This is a genomic window from Tenacibaculum ovolyticum DSM 18103, from assembly GCF_000430545.1.
Taxonomy (GTDB): Bacteria; Bacteroidota; Bacteroidia; order Flavobacteriales; family Flavobacteriaceae; genus Polaribacter; species Polaribacter ovolyticus.
Genome location: NZ_AUMF01000008.1, coordinates 18716 through 37596 on the forward strand (window position 1 = coordinate 18716; position 18881 = coordinate 37596).

General features: G+C 28.1%; 18 protein-coding genes. 4 read left to right on the top strand and 14 right to left on the bottom strand.

Translation table 11 applies throughout. The features are described from left to right. From H518_RS0100075 to surE, 8 genes are all read right to left on the bottom strand, one after another. Positions 1 to 2526 carry a zinc-dependent metalloprotease gene (locus H518_RS0100075; protein ID WP_028887175.1) on the bottom strand — a complete coding sequence of 842 codons (2526 nt, stop codon included), beginning with the start codon at positions 2524 to 2526 and terminating at the stop codon, positions 1 to 3. Between the two features lie 97 nt (positions 2527 to 2623). Further along, positions 2624 to 4237 carry a sensor histidine kinase gene (locus H518_RS0100080; protein WP_028887176.1) on the bottom strand — a complete coding sequence of 538 codons (1614 nt, stop codon included), beginning with the start codon at positions 4235 to 4237 and terminating at the stop codon, positions 2624 to 2626. Between the two features lie 5 nt (positions 4238 to 4242). Continuing rightward, on the bottom strand, positions 4243 to 5010 hold the full coding sequence (locus H518_RS0100085; RefSeq protein WP_028887177.1) for a LytR/AlgR family response regulator transcription factor: 768 nt from the start codon (positions 5008 to 5010) through the stop codon (positions 4243 to 4245). Between the two features lie 125 nt (positions 5011 to 5135). Further along, positions 5136 to 5630 carry a C40 family peptidase gene (locus tag H518_RS0100090; RefSeq protein ID WP_028887178.1) on the bottom strand — a complete coding sequence of 165 codons (495 nt, stop codon included), beginning with the start codon at positions 5628 to 5630 and terminating at the stop codon, positions 5136 to 5138. A 4-nt stretch (positions 5631 to 5634) separates the two neighbouring features. Beyond that, positions 5635 to 6150: a C40 family peptidase gene (locus H518_RS0100095; RefSeq protein WP_028887179.1), complete on the bottom strand. Its 516-nt coding sequence runs from the start codon at positions 6148 to 6150 to the stop codon at positions 5635 to 5637. 82 nt (positions 6151 to 6232) lie between these two features. Then, positions 6233 to 7339, bottom strand: coding sequence for a lipid-A-disaccharide synthase (gene lpxB, locus H518_RS0100100; protein WP_028887180.1), 1107 nt, complete (start codon positions 7337 to 7339; stop codon positions 6233 to 6235). Positions 7340 to 7348: 9 nt separating this feature from the next. Beyond that, positions 7349 to 7636: a hypothetical protein gene (locus H518_RS0100105; protein ID WP_028887181.1), complete on the bottom strand. Its 288-nt coding sequence runs from the start codon at positions 7634 to 7636 to the stop codon at positions 7349 to 7351. Then, a complete protein-coding gene (gene surE / locus H518_RS0100110; protein ID WP_028887182.1) occupies positions 7624 to 8394 on the bottom strand; it encodes a 5'/3'-nucleotidase SurE in 771 nt (256 codons plus the stop codon). The genes H518_RS0100105 and surE overlap by 13 nt, the downstream gene beginning before the upstream one ends. 357 nt (positions 8395 to 8751) lie before the next feature. Between surE and H518_RS0100115 the strand changes: the two genes are divergently transcribed. Beyond that, positions 8752 to 10872, top strand: coding sequence for a carboxy terminal-processing peptidase (locus H518_RS0100115; protein WP_028887183.1), 2121 nt, complete (start codon positions 8752 to 8754; stop codon positions 10870 to 10872). A gap of 46 nt (positions 10873 to 10918) precedes the next feature. On the opposite strand, the gene H518_RS0100120 is transcribed toward H518_RS0100115, so the two are convergent. After that, positions 10919 to 11713, bottom strand: a complete 795-nt coding sequence (locus H518_RS0100120) for a DUF2797 domain-containing protein (RefSeq protein ID WP_028887184.1) — start codon at positions 11711 to 11713, stop codon at positions 10919 to 10921. Between the two features lie 66 nt (positions 11714 to 11779). On the opposite strand from H518_RS0100120, the gene H518_RS0100125 reads away from it, so the two are divergent. The 3 genes from H518_RS0100125 (at position 11780) to H518_RS0100135 (ending at position 14458) form a co-directional block, all read left to right on the top strand. Next, complete coding sequence (locus H518_RS0100125) at positions 11780 to 13288, top strand: GH3 auxin-responsive promoter family protein (RefSeq protein ID WP_028887185.1); 1509 nt, start codon at positions 11780 to 11782, stop codon at positions 13286 to 13288. 3 nt (positions 13289 to 13291) lie between these two features. Continuing rightward, positions 13292 to 13852: a Crp/Fnr family transcriptional regulator gene (locus H518_RS0100130; RefSeq protein ID WP_051263598.1), complete on the top strand. Its 561-nt coding sequence runs from the start codon at positions 13292 to 13294 to the stop codon at positions 13850 to 13852. 66 nt (positions 13853 to 13918) lie between these two features. Continuing rightward, the gene (locus H518_RS0100135; RefSeq protein WP_028887187.1) at positions 13919 to 14458 is read left to right on the top strand and encodes a hypothetical protein; all 540 of its coding nucleotides are present in this window, start codon (positions 13919 to 13921) and stop codon (positions 14456 to 14458) included. Here the strand turns inward: H518_RS0100135 and H518_RS0100140 are convergent. From H518_RS0100140 to H518_RS0100160, 5 genes are read right to left on the bottom strand one after another with little or no spacing between them, the layout of a single operon-like run. Next, complete coding sequence (locus H518_RS0100140) at positions 14427 to 14903, bottom strand: hypothetical protein (RefSeq protein WP_028887188.1); 477 nt, start codon at positions 14901 to 14903, stop codon at positions 14427 to 14429. The two genes, H518_RS0100135 and H518_RS0100140, sit on opposite strands and share 32 nt — an antisense overlap. Before the next feature lie 36 nt (positions 14904 to 14939). Further along, positions 14940 to 16193, bottom strand: a complete 1254-nt coding sequence (locus H518_RS20705) for a tetratricopeptide repeat protein (protein WP_028887189.1) — start codon at positions 16191 to 16193, stop codon at positions 14940 to 14942. Between the two features lie 6 nt (positions 16194 to 16199). After that, positions 16200 to 17477, bottom strand: a complete 1278-nt coding sequence (locus tag H518_RS0100150; protein WP_028887190.1) for a M56 family metallopeptidase — start codon at positions 17475 to 17477, stop codon at positions 16200 to 16202. Continuing rightward, the gene (locus H518_RS0100155; RefSeq protein ID WP_028887191.1) at positions 17474 to 17842 is read right to left on the bottom strand and encodes a BlaI/MecI/CopY family transcriptional regulator; all 369 of its coding nucleotides are present in this window, start codon (positions 17840 to 17842) and stop codon (positions 17474 to 17476) included. Before H518_RS0100155 ends, H518_RS0100150 begins: the two co-directional genes overlap by 4 nt. 2 nt (positions 17843 to 17844) lie before the next feature. After that, positions 17845 to 18873, bottom strand: coding sequence for a hypothetical protein (locus H518_RS0100160; RefSeq protein ID WP_155995094.1), 1029 nt, complete (start codon positions 18871 to 18873; stop codon positions 17845 to 17847). Between the last annotated feature and the right edge of the window lie 8 nt (positions 18874 to 18881).

Here is an 18881-nt window from a genome sequence, read left to right on the forward strand (position 1 = left end):
TTATTGATTATTCAAATTATATTGTATTCTAGCTATAATATCGTTGTAATGATTCTTTGTTATTTGATCTCCTTTTTTTCTTTTCTTTTCTAACAATTTTAAAATTCGTTTTAGCTCTGCTCTTTTACTTGAACCTATATCTGAAACTCTAGGAATATATGTAAAGTGTACATTCTTAAATTTATTACCCTCTATTGTTATACCTTTATTCCTTGTTTTTTTCAATAATTGATTCCTACCGACAGTTAAAACATCTATGTAATTTTTCTGTGTTATACGATCTAACATATCTAAAGATTCATTATTAACTGTTTTCTTAAAAATAGTTTCAAATAGTCTATCAAATAAATATTCCTCTGAAAACGAAGTGCTTTTATCTAATGTTAAAGCGATATTTTCAGTTACCCTCATTAATCTATCTGTTTTCAATAAATGATACATCATGTTTGTTTGATAAACACGAAACATTGAAATTGAAGAATAAAAACGCTCTCCATCTGGTGCATCTCTAACAGGGTATACTTTATGAATTAGTTCGGGCACAAACAACCATTTTTGCGGTAAAATTGATTTTTTAATTATATAATCAAGTGATTTTTTTTGAATAGATGTTGGTACTGGCACATAAGTATTTTTATTATCTCCATAAACTGTATTATTAATGTATATACCACCTATGTTAGCCATAACATGGCTACTATATAACTGCCACTGATCTATTACTGCCTTATAAAGTTTAGATGCTTTATAATAATCCTCACCTTCTTGCTTTGTCCATTCTAAAATATTAGGCACTATTCTTTTTAAATTTTTTATTCCGTACTCACTAGCTTTTACAGCATCATCCCCTAAATCTTCGCTCTGAGACCTAGGATCTATAACTTTACTTTGCTGCTCTCCATAAAAATAAAGAGGGTTGTTTTCATGTTTCCTTATCCATTTATTTAAAATAGGTAGCTCTTCATGAGATGTTTTTGTACCCAACCAACGGTACCCCCAATTAATAGCGTATTTATCGTATACTCCTATTTTTGGGCTTATTTCAGTAATATTATCTTCAGGTTGTGCTACATAATTGTAACGAGCATAATCCATTATAGACGGTGCTGTTCCCCCCATATTTTTAGTAAAGTTTGAAGATCTAAGTGAATCTACAGGATAACTAAACGATGCTCCCATATTGTGCTTTAATCCAAAAGTATGACCGACTTCATGAGATGAGACAAATCTAATTGACGCTCCCATAATTTCATCTGAAAAAGTATTGGCTCTTGCTTTAGGGTTTATCGGTCCTGTTTGAACTCGAATCCATTGGTGTAAACCTTTCATTAAATTGTGCCACCAAATAATATCAGCTTCTAAAATTTCACCACTTCTTGGATCAATAACAGATGGCCCCATAGCATTTTGTTTTTCTGAAGCCACGTAAGTTATAACTGAATAACGAACGTCGTCTGCATCAAAATCTTTATCTTTCTCTGTTACTTCTTTAACTATAACAGCGTTTTTAAAACCAGCTTGTTCAAAAGCCTTGTTCCAATCAGAAACACCTTTTTTTATATATGATCTCCATTTTTGAGGCGTAGCAGGATCAATGTAATACACAATTTGTTTTTTAGGTATTACCAACTCTCCTTTTTTATACTTCTCTATATCTTCTTTTTTAGGAACTAACCTCCATCTAGTAATTAACTCACGGTGTTCTACTTCGTGCTGATTATCTGAGTAATAATCCATAGGCTTACTAAAATACCCAATTCTTTTATCTGCAAAACGCGGTTTCATAATTTTTGACGGTAACAAAACTATATTCGTAGTTACTCCTATAGATAGTGGTAATGCAGCACTTTTGCCTTCGGTTACAGATGTTGTTAAAAGAGATTTTACTACAATATTTTCATGAAACGTTTTTACTACTTCTATTTTAGATAATTTTGTTTTAATACTTCCTCCCAAACCTATATTAGCCAACAAATCATTAAAACTTTTTTCTTTACCATTAAAAATCTTGTTTACTTTTATAAGTGCTGATGTTGAAGTTTTATTTTCAGACTCTATTTTAAATTCTTCAATAATAGATTCACCGAAGTTTTCTTCTACAGAAAGAGTTATCGCATTATTTTTGGGAGACTTCACTCTAGGATTTATTGTTTTAACCCATATTTTATTTGAAACGGTATCCTTATAAAACCTAATTAATTTAGTTTCATAAGTCATTCCTTTATTCAACCCATGTCCATTTAACTCAAACGGTACTTTTGAAATTTTATTAACTATTAAAAAATCTTTAGAAAATAAAGAATCAGGTATTTCAAAATAAATATCTTCTTTTAATTTAAATATATTAAATACTCCTGTTTTTTTATTTCCTTCTTTATTTAATTTAGAATATGATATTTTATTATTCTTTTTGATAGAATCTTTTTTTTCGTCTTCCTTTTGTGCAAAAACAGAAGTAGTTATGATTAAAAAAAGTAAGCTAATCGCTTTTAAATTAATATTATTTATTTGAGTGTGACTCTTCATAAGTTTATTCTAGTTAACAAAGAGTCAAAACTAGAAAAGAAGTCTATCTTTAAAAATTAAACTAGAGTGAAGTCGTTTTTTCACGGAGTGAACTTTGTTATTTTGACAACAAAGGCAAGTAACACTTAAATTTTCCTTCAGAAACAATCGTTTTAAATGAATTTATACCATGAAATTCATAAAAATTATTCAAATAGCTTAATCCTATACTATGACTTATTTCCTTTTTATTTATTCTTGGATTGTAATAATTACTAATTGTAATTATATCATCTTCAATTAAAACTTCAATAAGGAGCGGTTTTATTTTTGTAATCTTATTATGCTTAATAGCATTTTCTGCAAGCGTTTGTAAAGCTAAAAAAGGTATCTTTTTTAACAACACATTATCTGTATTCTGATAACTAATTTCTAAATTTATCTTATTATTAAATCTAATTTTATTTAAAAAGAAATATTGCTTTAAAAAATAAAGTTCTTCTTTAACTGTTGCAAAATTTGCATCTTTATCTTTTAATAAATACCTATAAACTTCTGATAATTTTAAAACAAATTCCTGAGATGTTTCTTTATCTACATCTATCAAGACATGTAAAGAATTTAGACTATTAAATAAAAAATGTGGGTTTAATTTTTTTCGTAATTGACTTAACTGCAGCTTTGCATTTTTTTGTTGATATTGCTCATTACTTATTGCTAGTTTTTGTTTTTCTTGCTCATATTTAAGCATTTTAAAATATTGATAGCGTAATTTATTTCTAGAAAACCCTAATATTAATATAAAAGAAAGCAATACTAAAAAACCAACCCATAATAAATATTGCTTTATATTATTTACAGATTCTTTTATAAAAATGTTAATAGGAAAACTTGTTATTGAAACTAATTGAGATTCACCTACATGTATAACATCATAATATCGTAACACCTCTAAATTTAAATACTCTGATACAGCAATTGTTTTTATTTGTTGACTATTTTTACCTTCTTTTTCTTCTAATTCCTTATAAATCTGATTTAAGGAAGTTTTATCAAAAAAAGAAGTTACTAATTTCCCTATATATTTTGTTTCTGGGTGCAATAAACAAACTCCTTCTTTATTTGTTACAATAACATAACCTCCTTCTCCGTTGTGTTTTTGAGAAAAATAACTCCAATATTTTAATAAATTAATATCATAACCAAAAACAATTACCGAACCATCTGGTATTCTGCATATCATAGTTTTTCTATAATATATTTTACCCTTTGAGCTTATGACACTATCAAATACAAGCTTTTCACCATTTAAGGAATGGACTTTTTTAAATGTTTTTTTTTCAAACTCTTTATCTTTATCTCCAAAAAAAGATGAAAAAGTTACTTTATTTTCTTTTAAGAAATAAACAAAACTGGCATCAATATTATCTTCAAAAAAAGCTAATTCACTATTAAGTATTATTTTATTTTTAAGTTGATTTTCATCTAAATTATAGCTATTCTCAATAATTTTTCGAGTATCTGAAATAAATTTATTAAAATCATTAAAATCAAACTCTAAGATATTTTTCTTCTCCTTTGCATATTGTTTTATAACAACTTCAACTACATCCTCAGCTTCTGAAGTAATTTTATTGGTTATTAATCTATATCCTAAAAAAAATAATATTATTAATAAAACACTAATTAATAAATAATATTTGTGCTCTCTTTTTTTTATTAAAAATTTCATGAGAGTTAATTATCTAACCATTTTTTAAAGTCTTTAATCCTTTGAGCACTAACCAATAATGTTTCTTCTACTTTTAAGTCGGGTGCTAGTTCAATTTTTATGCGATTATTACTATACTTTAATATATTTTTAATAGCTGAATGTTGAATAATATATTTTCGATTTATTTTAAAAAAATACTTACTAGACAACTCTTCTTCTAAATTAGAAATTGTACCATCATAAAGATAACTCTCATTATTAAACGTATATAGAAAAAGGTGTTTTCCTTGAGCCATAAAATAAGTAACGTCTTCTCTTTTTATTGAGATAGATAGATTTCCTTTTGATACTAAAAAACGTTCTTTTTCTTTTTCGTTCTGAATTTTAGTATTCATTTTCAGTAATAACTTTTCTAATTTATCGCTATAACTAGTATCTTTTTTAAGATTTATATATTTTTCTATTGCCTTATGAAGCAACTCTTCGTTATATGGTTTTAATAAATAATCAATTGCAAAAAATTGAAAAGATTTAATTGCATATTCATCAAAAGCTGTTGTGAAAATTATAGGTGTTGAAATTTTTAATTTTTCAAAAATTTCAAAACTATATCCATCTCCAAGGTGAATATCACTAAAAATTAAATCGCAACTATTTTCTTTAAACCATTCAATGGCTGTCTCTACACTTTCTAATCTTTTCTTTACAAAAACTGAAAAAGGACATTTCAACAATAATTTTTCTAAAGATAATGATGCCAAATCTTCATCTTCTATTATAACTACATTCATTATTTTTAGACTTTTTTAAATGAGATTAGCTTCAAAAGTATTAAATTATTTTTTTATACTATTCAATAAATAACATTTGCTAACATAATTATGGCAGTAAATAGTTATGAAAAATATTAAGTGAACTACAAAATACGTTTTGCTTTTACAAACTCATTTTTCCAATAAGATTCTTTCATTGATGAAATAATAACACCCTTTGAAGTTGTAGAATGAATAAAAAATATCTCTCCGTTTTTTATTAAGGTTACCAAACCTACATGGTTTATTTCTCCTTGTAATCGAGCAATATTAAAGAATAATAAATCTCCTATTTTAACATTCTCTAAAAAAATTTCTTTTCCGTTGTTACTAATTTCACTTGATGATCGTGGTAATATAATTCCTATATTCTTAAATGAAGTACTTACTAAACCTGAACAATCCATCCCTTTTCTAGTAGATCCTCCTGCACGATATAAAACACCTTTATAAGAATTGGCAAATTCAATTAATTCTTCAATTTTAGGATTTGCTACTGTTTTTAAATTATTCTCAGGTTTTGATTTCTCATCCTTTTGGTTAAAAAAAAGAAAACTTATAAAACCAATAATAATTAATAATAGTAGTTTTTTATCCATTTTATTATAATATTCTTTTCGCCCTTACAAAGGCTTTTTTCCAATAATAAGTATGTAATGAGGTTACTATAACTCCTTTAGAACTGGTAGAATGTATAAAACGAATATCTTTATTTTTAACGGAAGTTACTAACCCAACGTGATTAACTCCCCCTCTTTTTCTAGAAGTTTTAAAAAACAATAAGTCTCCACGTTTTACTTTATTTAAAGAAATCTCATAACTTTTCGCATACATCTCACGAGATGATCTAGGTATGCTAACATTACGTTGTTTAAAAGAAGTATAAATTAAACCAGAACAATCCATTCCTCTCTTTGTCATTCCTCCAAATTTATAAGGAACTCCTTTATAGGTTACTGCTGTCCAAACAATTTTATCTGCTATTGTAGGCTTGTTTGTTGAATTTGAAGGCTGCCCTATTTGTTTCCTTGGCTTCTTATAACCTGTTACATTTTTTGATGATCCACAAGAAACCATTACAAATGATATTATAAAAATAAAAACTATTTTTTTTACCATGTTATTGTTAAATCGAGCGTAGTCGAAATTTAATTATACTATTTTTTATATCTCTCGACTACACTCGAGAAGACACATATTATTACAATCCGTTAACAATTAATTTTGCCGTTTTTTCTGAAGCTCCTTTACCTCCTAATTTATCTTCTAATTCATGATATGATAAAAATAGCTGTTCTCTGTGTTTAACTTCAAGAATATGCAATAACTCCTTTTTAAGGTTCTCTTTTGTAAAATCATTTTGAATTAATTCTTTTACAACTTCCTTATCCATAATTAAATTTACTAACGATATATACTCTAAAGTAATAATTCGTTTTGCTATTTGATATGAAATATTGCTACCTTTATAGCATACTACCTGAGGCACTTTAAACAATGCTGTTTCTAAAGTTGCTGTTCCAGAAGCAACTAAAGCAGCGTGTGAGATACTTAATAAGTCGTATGTTTTATTATTTATAAACTTTACGTTTTTACCTCCAATAAATCCATTATAAAATTCATAAGGTTGACTTGGGGCTCCTGCCACAACAAATTGGTAGTTAGAGAAATCATCTACTAAAGATAACATAACAGCTAACATTTTTGTTATTTCTTGTTTTCTACTTCCTGGTAATAAAGCAATAATTTCTTTATTTCCTAAATCATATTCTTTACGAAATAATTCTTCATCAACTTGTTTTCTGCCTGCAATTCCATCAATTAATGGATGTCCAACAAAATTTACATTGTAATTGTATTTTTTGTAGAACTCTTTTTCAAACGGAAGAATAACAAACATTTCATCAACATCTCTTTTAATATCCTTTACCCTTCCTGCTCTACTTGCCCAAACTTGTGGTGAAATATAATAATTTGTTTTAAATCCTTGTTGTTTAGCCCATTTAGCTATTCGAAGATTAAAACCTGAATTATCAATAAAAATAATTACATCTGGTTTAAATTCTGCGATGTCTTTTTTACAAAAAGACATCATTCCTAGTATTTTTCGCAAATTCATTATTACCTCTATGAATCCCATAAAGGCACGCTCTTTATAATGCTTAACAAGCTCACCTCCTACTTCTTGCATTAAATCTCCACCCCAAAAACGAATATCAGCATTAGGATCTTCTTTTAATAAAGATTTCATTAAGTTAGCTCCATGTAAATCTCCAGAAGCTTCTCCTACAAGAATATAATATTTCATAAAGTAACTTTATATAAATTTTAAAACAAGTGTTACTAAAGCAATTGCTACTGTCGTTATTAAAACACCTCTAGCTCTGTAATCTTGATTCTTTTTTAAAAACACCCAAAAAACAAACAAGTTAGGGATTGCTGCCAAAGCCAATACAGGCCCTAAAACACCACCTTCTCTCACCTTTTTAAAAGTTTCAGTTACAGTATCATCAGATATAAATTCTAAATAAATAAAAAGTCCGCAACTAGTAGCTATTATAGATATTAAAATTCCGATAAGAACTTCTTTTCTTATATTTCCCATGAATTTATTTTTTGTATTGCATGATGTGCAGTCATATCAAATTGAACAGGAACCATTGATATATAACCATTTTCTAATGCCCAAATATCAGTATCTTGACCTTTGTCTCTATTTACAAACTCTCCAGACAACCAATAATATTCTTTTCCGTGAGGGCTCTTTCGTTTCTCGAAATCTTCTTTCCAATATCCATTGGCCTGACGACAAACACGAACTCCTTTTAATTCACTTTCTTTTAACTTCGGAATGTTTACGTTTAAAACCACCCCTTCAGGTAATCCATTTAATAAAACATTTAACACTATTTTTTCTATGAATTTTTTTGCCGCTCTAAAATCAGCATGCCAATCAAAATCTAATAATGAGAAACCAATTGCAGGAATCCCTTCAATACCAGCTTCAACAGCAGCACTCATCGTTCCTGAATAAATAACGTTTATTGATGAATTTGCACCATGGTTAATTCCCGAAACACATAAATCTGGTGTACGGTTTAAAATTTTATTTTTCGCCATTTTAACACAATCAGCTGGTGTACCAGAGCAACTATATTCTATTTGTGGTCCTTCATCAATTGTAATAGGATTACAATGCAATACATTATTAACAGTAATTGCATGCCCCATTCCACTTTGTGGACTATCAGGAGCTACAACTACTACATCTCCTATTTTATTCATTATTTCAATAAGCATACGAATACCTGGCGCGGTAATTCCATCATCATTAGTTACCAAGATTAAGGGTCTTTCTTGCATAGTATGTAAGTTTTACAACAAATGTAACATAAAAAAAGCACTCTTATTTTAACATTTCGTAAAGACAGATTCCTTTATTTTATATGTAAAATTGTAGTAGTCAAAGAGAAACAAAAAAACATATTTTATTACTTATTTAGTTCCTATTATTTTTTCTACATTTATTTAGTGAACATATACTTAAATAAGCTATCATACTTTATTGTTTTTAAAAAGACGGTTAATTATTTAAAGATGAGTGCTATTAAATTACCTGGATTAAAAAATAAGTATAAGTAAAGCACTTAAAAATTAAAAAAATGGCATTATTTTAGTAGATTAGTAATGCAAAAACACCCTTAAAAAGAAAAAAGATACATGAAGACGAGATATATCATTCCATTTTTAGCAATTACACTATTATTCTCAAATACAATATTCTCAAATACAATCTCTGAAAAAGACCCTGAAAAGGATCGCGTAATTATATATGTCTTAAAAAATATTCTAAGTAGATATCATTATGTTCAAAAAGAATTAAATGATGATTTCTCTGAGCACGTTTATAATACCTTTATTGATGGTTTGGATCCTAGTAAAAGGTATTTCACTCAAGAGGATTTAAAAGAATTCTCTCAGTTTAAGTATCAAATAGATAATCAATTAAAAGATACCAAAATAGATTTCTACAAATTGGTTTACAATCGTTTTTTAGAGAAGCTAAGTACTGCTAAAAATAATTATCGTTCTTTATTAACGCATTCTTTTAACTACAAAAAAAATGAAGTAATAGATGTCGATTATGAAAAAATTCCTTTTGCTAAAAACGAAAGTGAATTAATTGATTACTGGAGAAAACAATTAAAGTTATCAATATTAAGTAGGGTTGAAGATGCCGAAAACCTACAAAAAGAAAGACTTAAAAAAGACAGCACATTTAAGAAGAAAACATTCTCTGAGTTAGAAAAAGAAGCTCGAAAAGAAGTTTTAAAAAACATGAATGAGTTATATGAACGTATTGATGAACTTGAAAATTCTGATTGGTATTCTACTTTCTTAAATAGTGTTGTTAGTGGATTTGGACCACATACAACCTATATGTCTCCTCGAATAAAATCTCGTTTTGATCAAGAAATGTCTGGTAAGTTAGAAGGTATTGGTGCCCGTTTACAAAAAAAAGGTATTTACACACATATTGTTGAACTTATTTCTGGTGGCCCTGCATGGAAGCAAGGTGAACTAGAACCTGATGATATTATATTAAAAGTAGCACAAGGTGATGCTGAACCTTTAGATATTGTAGGAATGCGTTTAGATGATGCTATTAAGTTTATAAAAGGAAAAAAAGGAACTGTAGTTCGTTTAACTGTTAAGAAAAAAATTGATGGTTCGACTAAAATTATTCCGATTACTAGAGACGTTGTTGAACTTGATGAAACTTTTGTAAAATCGAGTATTGTTGAAAAAAATGGTAAAAAATATGGTGTTATCGATTTACCAAGATTTTATATTGATTTTAATGATTTAAGCCGTAGAGATGCTGCTAAAGACATGGAGAAGGAAATTGAACGTTTAAAAAATGAAAACGTAAAAGGTTTAATTGTTGATTTACGTGATAATGGAGGTGGTTCTTTAAAAACTGCTATTGAAATTGGAGGATTATTTATTAAAAAAGGTCCTATAGTACAAGTTAAATACAGAGATGAAGAACCAGTAATTAAAAATGACACTGATTCTAAAATTCAGTGGAATGGTCCTTTAGTTGTTATGGTTAATGAATTTTCTGCTTCGGCTTCTGAGATTTTTGCTGCTGCAATGCAAGATTATAAGCGTGGGGTAATTATTGGAGGTAAACAAACTTACGGAAAAGGAACTGTACAAAATGTTCTACCTATTAATCGTTTTTACGAACAGTATCCTAGTGATTTAGGAGCTTTGAAAATGACAATTCAAAAATTTTATAGAATAAACGGTGGGTCTACTCAAATTGAAGGTGTATACTCAGATATTTCATTACCTACTAGATATAGTTACATGAAATTTGGGGAACGTGATTTAGACGGTGCTTTACCTTGGGATAAAGTTCAGCAAGCAAAATATAGTACGCTAAACTCATACAGTAATTATAGAGATGTTGTTTATAGTAGTCAGCAACGAGTGTTAGGTGATAAAAAATTCAAAAAGATTAATGAGTACGCTAAATGGTTAAAGAAAAACCAAGAAGAGAGAGTTTATTCTTTAAACTATAATACTTACAAGAAAGAAAGTAACGGAAAAGTAAAAGAGGCTGAACAATTTAAAGACATCTTTAAGTTTGATTCGAACTTAACTTTTAACTCACCTAAATATGAATTAAACTTATTTTCAAAAGATACCGTTTTAAAAGAAAAACGTATTGTATGGCATAAAAATTTAAAGAAAGATATTTATTTAAATGAAGCGCTAAATGTACTAAGCGAGCTTAAAATGAATAAAAACTATACGATTGTAAAACAATAAAAAAAGCAGCCTTAGGGCTGCTTTTTTTATTATATTTTATACTTAATTAAATCACATTTAAATTTACAACCACTCCCTCATTAGAACGGACGTTAAAAACTCTCTCATCTTCAAATATTAAATACTGTCCCTTTATCCCTGTTAACTTACCTGTATAAGTTTGTTCTTTTACAATATTTAAACTTTTTGGTTTTAATGGATATTTTTTAACAGGAAAGTTAATTAGTGTTTCTTTATTATTTTCAATAATGTACTGCTGTGCTTCTTCGGGAATAAAACTTTGTAATTTTTCTTTCCAAGCAACCAAGTTTTCATCATCAATATCATTTTTTAACATTTTTCGCCAATTAGTCTTGTCAGCTACATGCTCTTTTAAAGCAACCTCAGTAATTCCTGCTAAATAACGATTAGGCACCTCAACAATTTCAATTGCTTCATGTGCACCTTGATCTATCCATCGTGTTGGCACTTGTTGCTTTCTTGTAACTCCTACTTTTACATTACTAGAGTTTGCTAAATAAACTATATGAGGTTTTAATTGTACGCTCTTTTCATATTCTAAATCACGATCTTCTTCACCTAAATGTGCTTTACTTAATTCAGGTCGCATAATCCAATCTCCCGCATTTGGTGTTTCAAAAAAACATTTTTTACAAAAACCTTGACGATACACTTCTTTCTCTAAATGACAACTTAAACATTCGTAAGTAACGAAACTTAACGTTATTTCTCTGTTTAACAACTGATTTACATTTATAAAATCAGACTTCATGTCTAAATAATATTGAACCGTATCTAATTTTTCGGTTGACATCTTTTTTAAAACTCCTTGGTACTGCATGTCTTAAATTTTATTACTTTTAGCTTTACAAACTTACTGTAAAAAAACTAAATTAAGAGTTAATCTATGTCGTTTCCATTTATAAATTCTATCATCTCTTGGTTTTTAAAAAAACGAAAACATCAAGTAGAGTTATTTTTAAAATATCCAATTGATGTGCAAAATGAGTTGCTTCAAAAACTATTAAACACTGCAAAGAATACTGAATTCGGAAAATTACATAAATTTTCTTCTATAAAAAATTACACTGATTTTTCTAACATTGTACCTATTCAGAAATATGAGAGTATTGAACCTTTAATTGAACGATGTAGAAAAGGGGAACAAAACTTATTTTGGCCCACTCCTATTCATTGGTTTGCAAAAAGTAGCGGAACAACAAATGCTAAAAGTAAGTTTATACCTGTTAGTGACGAAGCTCTTGAAGACTGTCATTTAAAGGCTGGGAAAGACATGTTGTGTTTATATATTAATAACAATGTAGATACACAAATGTTTACCGGTAAAGGCTTAAAGTTAGGTGGTAGTACTGCTATTTACGAAGATAACAATTCGTATTTCGGTGATTTATCAGCAATTATAACAGAAAACTTACCTTTTTGGGCAGATTTTAGCTCTGCTCCTAGCTCAGAAGTTTCTTTAATGGCTGAATGGGAAACTAAAATGGAAGCCATTATTGAAGAGACAATTAATGAAAACATTACGAGTTTGGTTGGTGTTCCTAGCTGGATGTTAGTGCTTTTAAATCGTGTTTTAGAAAAGACTGGTAAAAATAACATTTTAGAAGTATGGCCTAATTTAGAAGTCTATTTTCATGGTGGTGTAAACTTTAACCCATACCGAGAACAGTATAAAAAATTAATCCCGAAAAAAGATTTTAAGTATTATGAAACCTATAATGCTTCCGAAGGTTTCTTTGGCATTCAAGATATAAATAACTCAGAAGAATTACTACTAATGTTAGATTATGGGATCTTCTATGAATTTATTCCTATGAATGAATATAACGGTGAAAACTCAACTACCATCCCGCTTTCTAAAGTAAAAAAAGATATCAATTACGCGATAATAATTACTACTAATGGTGGTTTGTGGCGTTATTTAATTGGAGATACTGTTAAATTCACATCAACAGATCCGTATCGTATAAAAATTACTGGTAGAACCAAACATCATATTAATGTTTTTGGAGAAGAGTTAATTATTGAAAATGCTGAAGAAGCTTTGAAATCTGCCAGTGAAAAAACAAATGCCAGTATTAAAGACTATACTGTTGGCCCTGTTTTTATGGATGATCGTAAAAGCGGTGCACATGAATGGGTTATAGAATTTAGTAAACCTCCTGAAAATCTTAAATATTTTACAGAATTACTTGATAATGCTTTAAAATCTATCAATTCAGATTACGAAGCAAAACGTTATAATAATATGACCTTAGCAATGCCTATTATACACGAAGCTCGTAAAGGTTTATTTTACGATTGGTTAAGAGAAAAAGGTAAATTAGGTGGCCAACATAAAGTTCCTCGTTTATCTAACAAACGTGATTTTGTTGAAGAACTACTAAAATTGTAATTTATGAATTCTTTCTTAGAACAAAATGCTTCTTTGCTATTAGAAGCCCCTGAATTAGCTGCTGCTTTTAAAAATACTGTGAAGTTTGAGAAACACCCAAAACATCACATTTTACATGAAGCAGGCAAAATTTGCAATTATGTGTATATAATTACATCTGGTATTGCTCGTATATTTTACTACAAGGAAGATAAAGATATTACTGTTCATATTTCAGCAGAGCAAGAAACAGTTACAGCTATAGATAGTTTTATTCAACGTAAAAAAAGTAAATATACTATTGAAGCTCTAGAAGATTTAGAGGTTTTAAAAATTAAGCATGCCGATTTGGAAAACCTATTTGAAATAAACCCAAAATTTGAACGTTTCGGAAGATTATTTTTACAACAAATTTATGTTGAATTAGTTGAACGAATTGATGATTTACAACTACATACTGCACAAGAACGTTATCAAATTTTATTAGACAAAAAACCGCATCTTTTTAAGAGAATTTCAGCAAAACACATTGCTTCTTTTTTAGGTATGACTCCAGAAACTTTTAGCAGAATTAGAGCAAAGTAGTTTTCTTGATAATTGTCAAGAATTTATAGCATACTATAAAATACCTTTGTCTTATAATCTATAATTATGATAATAGCAGACGCTTTACAACAGTTTTATAAAGAAAATAATTTTGCAAAAGATGGTGGTGAAAATGAAGACACTTTTAACTTAAAATTTAAATTATTCACTTTAAAACTCCCTAATTCTCAATTCAGAAAAAAGGTCGTTCACATTCATGATATTCAACATGTTTTATATAATTGTGATACTACATGGAAAGGAGAAGCCTTTATTGCTGGTTGGGAAATATCAACAGGTTTATGGAAACATTTCCCTATTGGTTTTATGAGTTTATGGGCAATGGGTTTTTCTTTATTAAACTACCCTAAAGATGTTTTTAAAGGCTATAAAGCGGGTATAAACACAATTGGTGTAGTAGATTTAAAACTTAGTAAACAAGAATTATTAGCCTTATCTCTTACAGAATTAAAAGAAAAAATTCAAAAAAAGCATACTGTTAAAATGGGATTCATTCAATTTATAAGTTTTTTTAGTTGGTCCCTCATAAGTCTTTTTGTTTTTTTATTCCCTATTAGTTTACTGCCTCTTTTATTGCTATTTTAATAGGTAATTGATATTGTGATACAACAGGCATACCTCTTTTAAATGCTGGTATTATTATAGGCAATTTTTTAATTACGCTTTTTAAAACACTATCTAACTGAGGTAATTGTTTATTAATTTTATTTGATGCCGTAATTTTTTTTAATTTGAACCTACCTTCAGCATCAATTAATAAATCAATTAAAATAGTTTCATTAATAAACTCTTCTGTTCTAAAATTATGTATTACTAAAGATTCTTGAATTCTTTTATTTATTTCTTTTCTAAAGCAAGTTGTTTTTTCTTTTACGGGTAAATCTTTGCAGATTTTAAAACTTGGTGAAATGTCTACTTTAGAATAATCAACAACTGTATTTACCACATGTTTTTTAGGCTCTTTAAAAAATGAGTCGCATGATAAAAATAATAAAACAATTATAAGAAAAGTAACATAACAATACCTCATCTCATTGATTTTTAGATGAAAGTACGAAAAATTGTTTTATTCTAACATTTCTCCTTTCAAGAAATAATACTTTTTAATTTCTTTAAGTCTAACTTTTGCTTGACTAGTTAACAAAGAATCTTTAGTTTCAAACCTACTCACATAGTTTTTGTAATGTTTGTAAGCTATTTTTTTATCCTTATAAAAATTTTCCGATGTATTTGCTAATTGAAATAAAGCTCTATGATTTTTATAATTCTCTTCATAAGCATTTTTATAGGCATTCATTTCTTCTCTAGGTTTCCCCAACTCTTTATATGTTCTTGCTAATTTATAATGCTCTACATCTCGAGGCACTTTACCTATAATAGTTGCATATATATATTTAAATCTTGCCGATTTATACTCCTTTTCAGCAAAAGCTATATCTCCCAAATAAGTGTATGACTTAAAATCTGATTTATCAATTTTTAATGCTTTTTCAAAATATTCTTTTGCCTTTTCATAATCTTTTAACTTGTAAAAAGCACGCCCCAACATTTTAAATGTGTAATGTTCATTTGGTTCTAAAGAATCTATTTTTTCTAATAAATTAACCGCTGACAGGTATTCTTTTTTTCTATAAAAATTATTGATTTTAAGTTTATTTAATGCTACATGATTCGAATTAACTTTTAATCCTTTATCTATAAATAAATTAGCTGAATCTTTATCTCGTAAAAAAGTGTAAGCCAATGCTAATTGATGAATAGCATTTATATGCTCACCGTCTTTCTCATATGTTTTTAAAAAACTATTAATTTTTAAATTTCTCTTTTTAAGCATTGCATATACAATTCCCATTTGATAATGATAGTTCGCATTATTTCTATCTTTTTGTAGTAATCCTTTAAAAATACTTTTTGCTTTTAAAGCCTGTTTAGTTTTTAAGTACAATTTACCAAGTTGATAGCTTACCAATAAGTTGGCTGAATCTTTTTTTAGTATTTCTTCATAGACTGAAATTGCTTCATGTAATTTTTTTTCTTTCTGATAACTTTTTCCTAAACTAATTTTTGCTCTGTAATCATCTTTTAATAACAGTGCTCTCTCAAAATATTTTGTCGCTAATTTATAATTATCAATCGATGTATAAATAGCTGCAATTCTTTTATTTGATTGAAAAGTAGGTTCTTGTTTTTTTAATAAAACAAGTGCTTTTTGGTATCGACCAATATGCACTAAACTATCTATGGATGTAAAAGCCGAAGTTTGTGCTTCGGCTTTTAGCAATCCAATTACAAGAACAATCATTAAAATTCTCTTTTTCATATAAGTTTACTTTATACTGAAAGTAATAGGTAATACATAACCTGTTCTAACTTTTTTCTTATCTTTTTCTCCTGGTTTCATTTGTGGTAACTTCTCTACTATATCTATAGCATGTTGCTTTAATATTGGATGTGGTGCGCGCGCATCAATTTCAGATATTTTTCCATCTACTCCTATCTTAAACTTAACATACAATCTTTTCACTCCTGAGGTTAAACTTAAACTATCAGCTAATTTTGGATTAAAATTATTTACAACAAAACGTTGAATACTCTTATTAAAACATATTTTATCACCTTCTTCACAACCAGGGTAAGTTGGAGATTTATCTAAATCTGAAAATGGTACGTCTATCGTTTCTACAAAGGTATAAGAACCACTATAAGACTTTTTTTCTTCTTTTGTTATCGTTTTTTTATTTTTATTAACTGATTTTGTACTTGAACATGAAGCGTACAATACCATACTTACTAATAACGGGATTAACAATAAATACTTTAATTGTTTAATTTCTTTTGATTTTCTTTTTGTCATCATAATAATTCTTTTTTTTATTAATGAATGTTTATAAAATTGATTAACGAATGAGATATTTTCTACTTGAAAAATTTCTGAAAGTAAATTATTTATATAGTTTTCTTTTTTTGTAGTTTTACTCACTACATCATCTGAAATATATTCATGAACCAATGTTATCCGTTTTTGATATACATATACCATTGGGTTAAACCACATGAGTACTCTAAGAACTTCAAAAAACAACAAATCAATTGTGTGTTTTTGTTTACTGTGTACTAACTCATGCTGAATTATCTTTTCTTGTTTTTCCTCTGGTATTCCTTTCCCTAAAAAAATATAATTGAAAAACGAAAAAGTTTTTGAATTTTCAGGCAATAATACCAGTTTATAAGCTTGTTTTTTTTCACTTCCGTATTTAAAAATCAACTTAATTATTCGCTGTAGCTTTATTATAAAAATTAAAAAGAAAAGGGTACTTCCTACTACAAAAAACACATCTAAATAGTTTGCAGACTGATACCAAGTAGATTTTTCAATAATACTTTGAGGAGACAAAACCACCTCTGGTAATAGAGTTGTATATTCTAACGGCACTACTTTTTGTATTGTAGGTATTTTTAATAACGGTAGTGCAAAAGAAATTATCGCTGTACTTAATAAATACCATCTGTTCTTCGCAAAAAAAGTTTCTTTGCTTAAAAAGAAATCATACACAGCTACAAACAACACTTGGAATAAGATTACTTGAATTATATAATTTATCATGATTTTTTATTTTTATCAACCTCCTTTAAAATACTTTCCAATTCTTGGATATCCATTTTATTCTCTTTCATAAAAAATGACACCATACTTTTAAATGACCCTTCAAAATACCCGTTCATTAACTTATGTAAACTTTCGTTACTGTAGTCCGATTTTTCAACCAATGGATGATATACAAATCCTCTTCCTTTTGGCTCATGACCTACGAAGTTTTTGGTTTCCAAAATTCTAATAATCGTAGACACTGTATTATATGCTGGTTTTGGCTCTGGTAATTCAACGATCACTTCTTTTACCGAAGCTTTTTTTAAATTCCACAAAACTTGCATTATTTGCTCTTCTGCTTTTGTTAGTTGTTTACTCATTTTTATTCTTTTAATGTTGTGTGGAAAAATTCTGATTTAAATAATTTAGAAGGATCCTCTTTACTATAGTAATACTTCACTTTGGTTACGTTTCTTACTGAAATAATTTCTTTATTCAATCCGTAAAAAGCTCTTTCTGATACATTCCCGTATTTGTCAAACTTGTAATTTCTAAATACGTATTCTCTATTTCCAACCATTGGTTTACCTTCTAAATCGACAGTTATATATTGTAATACATTTCCGTTTTTATCATACTTAACAATACCTCCAGCAGCTCCTATAAATGTTCCTATAACTGGTTCGCCTTTTGCATTTAAAAATTTATAAGAAATAATATTTAAATTCTCATCATAAACAGGTTTATCTATTGCAACTCCTGTTTCTTCTTCTATTAAACTTCCTTCTTCATCAATGTTATTCATTGACACTAAAATACCTTCATCAGTATATTTATAGAGCGTTGTCATAAAATTATAATACGATCTCATCGCTACATACTTCCCTTTTGTATTTTTTCTTTTTTCAATAATATCATTAGTCTCATTATGCATCCAGAAATACTCAAAAATCTTCCAAGAATTATTCACAGGTTTATCATTTTCATCAAAATGCTGTAAACCTATTCTTTTATTGTTTCTATTATATGAATAAACCTCCTTATAAACACCCATAAAATTTTTACACTGATTCCCATATTCATCATAAAACGTTCGAATCTCTTTATCCTCTTTATATGTTATTTTAGTTTTAGGCATTAAGTTCCGATTTCCATCTAACATACCAGATCTTCGGATTCCAATTAGCTTACCTGCTATATTGTACTCTACCAAAATTAACTTACCAGAACTATTATAAGTAAGCTTGTAATTATTTTCTTTTAAAGCACTGTTTTCTGAAATAGCAATTCTCCCTTTTGTTTCAGCAAACGGTGTTTCTCTAAACACTAAATGCTTATAGTATTCCGTTCTATTTTGTGATTCCACAGAAAATGACGAAAAAATAATTGACAGCAATAAGATATACTTCATTGTTTGTT

Excerpts from the sequence above, each read along its gene's own strand:
- H518_RS20705 (WP_028887189.1), bottom strand. The coding sequence starts at position 16,193 with ATGAAAAAGAGAATTTTAATGATTGTTCTTGTAATTGGATTGCTAAAA.
- lpxB (WP_028887180.1), bottom strand. The coding sequence starts at position 7,339 with ATGAAATATTATATTCTTGTAGGAGAAGCTTCTGGAGATTTACATGGA.
- H518_RS0100130 (WP_051263598.1), top strand. The coding sequence starts at position 13,292 with ATGAATTCTTTCTTAGAACAAAATGCTTCTTTGCTATTAGAAGCCCCT.
- surE (WP_028887182.1), bottom strand. The coding sequence starts at position 8,394 with ATGCAAGAAAGACCCTTAATCTTGGTAACTAATGATGATGGAATTACC.
- H518_RS0100140 (WP_028887188.1), bottom strand. The coding sequence starts at position 14,903 with ATGAGGTATTGTTATGTTACTTTTCTTATAATTGTTTTATTATTTTTA.
- H518_RS0100120 (WP_028887184.1), bottom strand. The coding sequence starts at position 11,713 with ATGCAGTACCAAGGAGTTTTAAAAAAGATGTCAACCGAAAAATTAGAT.
- H518_RS0100135 (WP_028887187.1), top strand. The coding sequence starts at position 13,919 with ATGATAATAGCAGACGCTTTACAACAGTTTTATAAAGAAAATAATTTT.
- H518_RS0100115 (WP_028887183.1), top strand. The coding sequence starts at position 8,752 with ATGAAGACGAGATATATCATTCCATTTTTAGCAATTACACTATTATTC.
- H518_RS0100150 (WP_028887190.1), bottom strand. The coding sequence starts at position 17,477 with ATGATAAATTATATAATTCAAGTAATCTTATTCCAAGTGTTGTTTGTA.
- H518_RS0100075 (WP_028887175.1), bottom strand. The coding sequence starts at position 2,526 with ATGAAGAGTCACACTCAAATAAATAATATTAATTTAAAAGCGATTAGC.
- H518_RS0100125 (WP_028887185.1), top strand. The coding sequence starts at position 11,780 with ATGTCGTTTCCATTTATAAATTCTATCATCTCTTGGTTTTTAAAAAAA.
- H518_RS0100085 (WP_028887177.1), bottom strand. The coding sequence starts at position 5,010 with ATGAATGTAGTTATAATAGAAGATGAAGATTTGGCATCATTATCTTTA.
- H518_RS0100160 (WP_155995094.1), bottom strand. The coding sequence starts at position 18,873 with ATGAAGTATATCTTATTGCTGTCAATTATTTTTTCGTCATTTTCTGTG.
- H518_RS0100095 (WP_028887179.1), bottom strand. The coding sequence starts at position 6,150 with ATGGTAAAAAAAATAGTTTTTATTTTTATAATATCATTTGTAATGGTT.
- H518_RS0100090 (WP_028887178.1), bottom strand. The coding sequence starts at position 5,630 with ATGGATAAAAAACTACTATTATTAATTATTATTGGTTTTATAAGTTTT.
- H518_RS0100155 (WP_028887191.1), bottom strand. The coding sequence starts at position 17,842 with ATGAGTAAACAACTAACAAAAGCAGAAGAGCAAATAATGCAAGTTTTG.
- H518_RS0100105 (WP_028887181.1), bottom strand. The coding sequence starts at position 7,636 with ATGGGAAATATAAGAAAAGAAGTTCTTATCGGAATTTTAATATCTATA.
- H518_RS0100080 (WP_028887176.1), bottom strand. The coding sequence starts at position 4,237 with ATGAAATTTTTAATAAAAAAAAGAGAGCACAAATATTATTTATTAATT.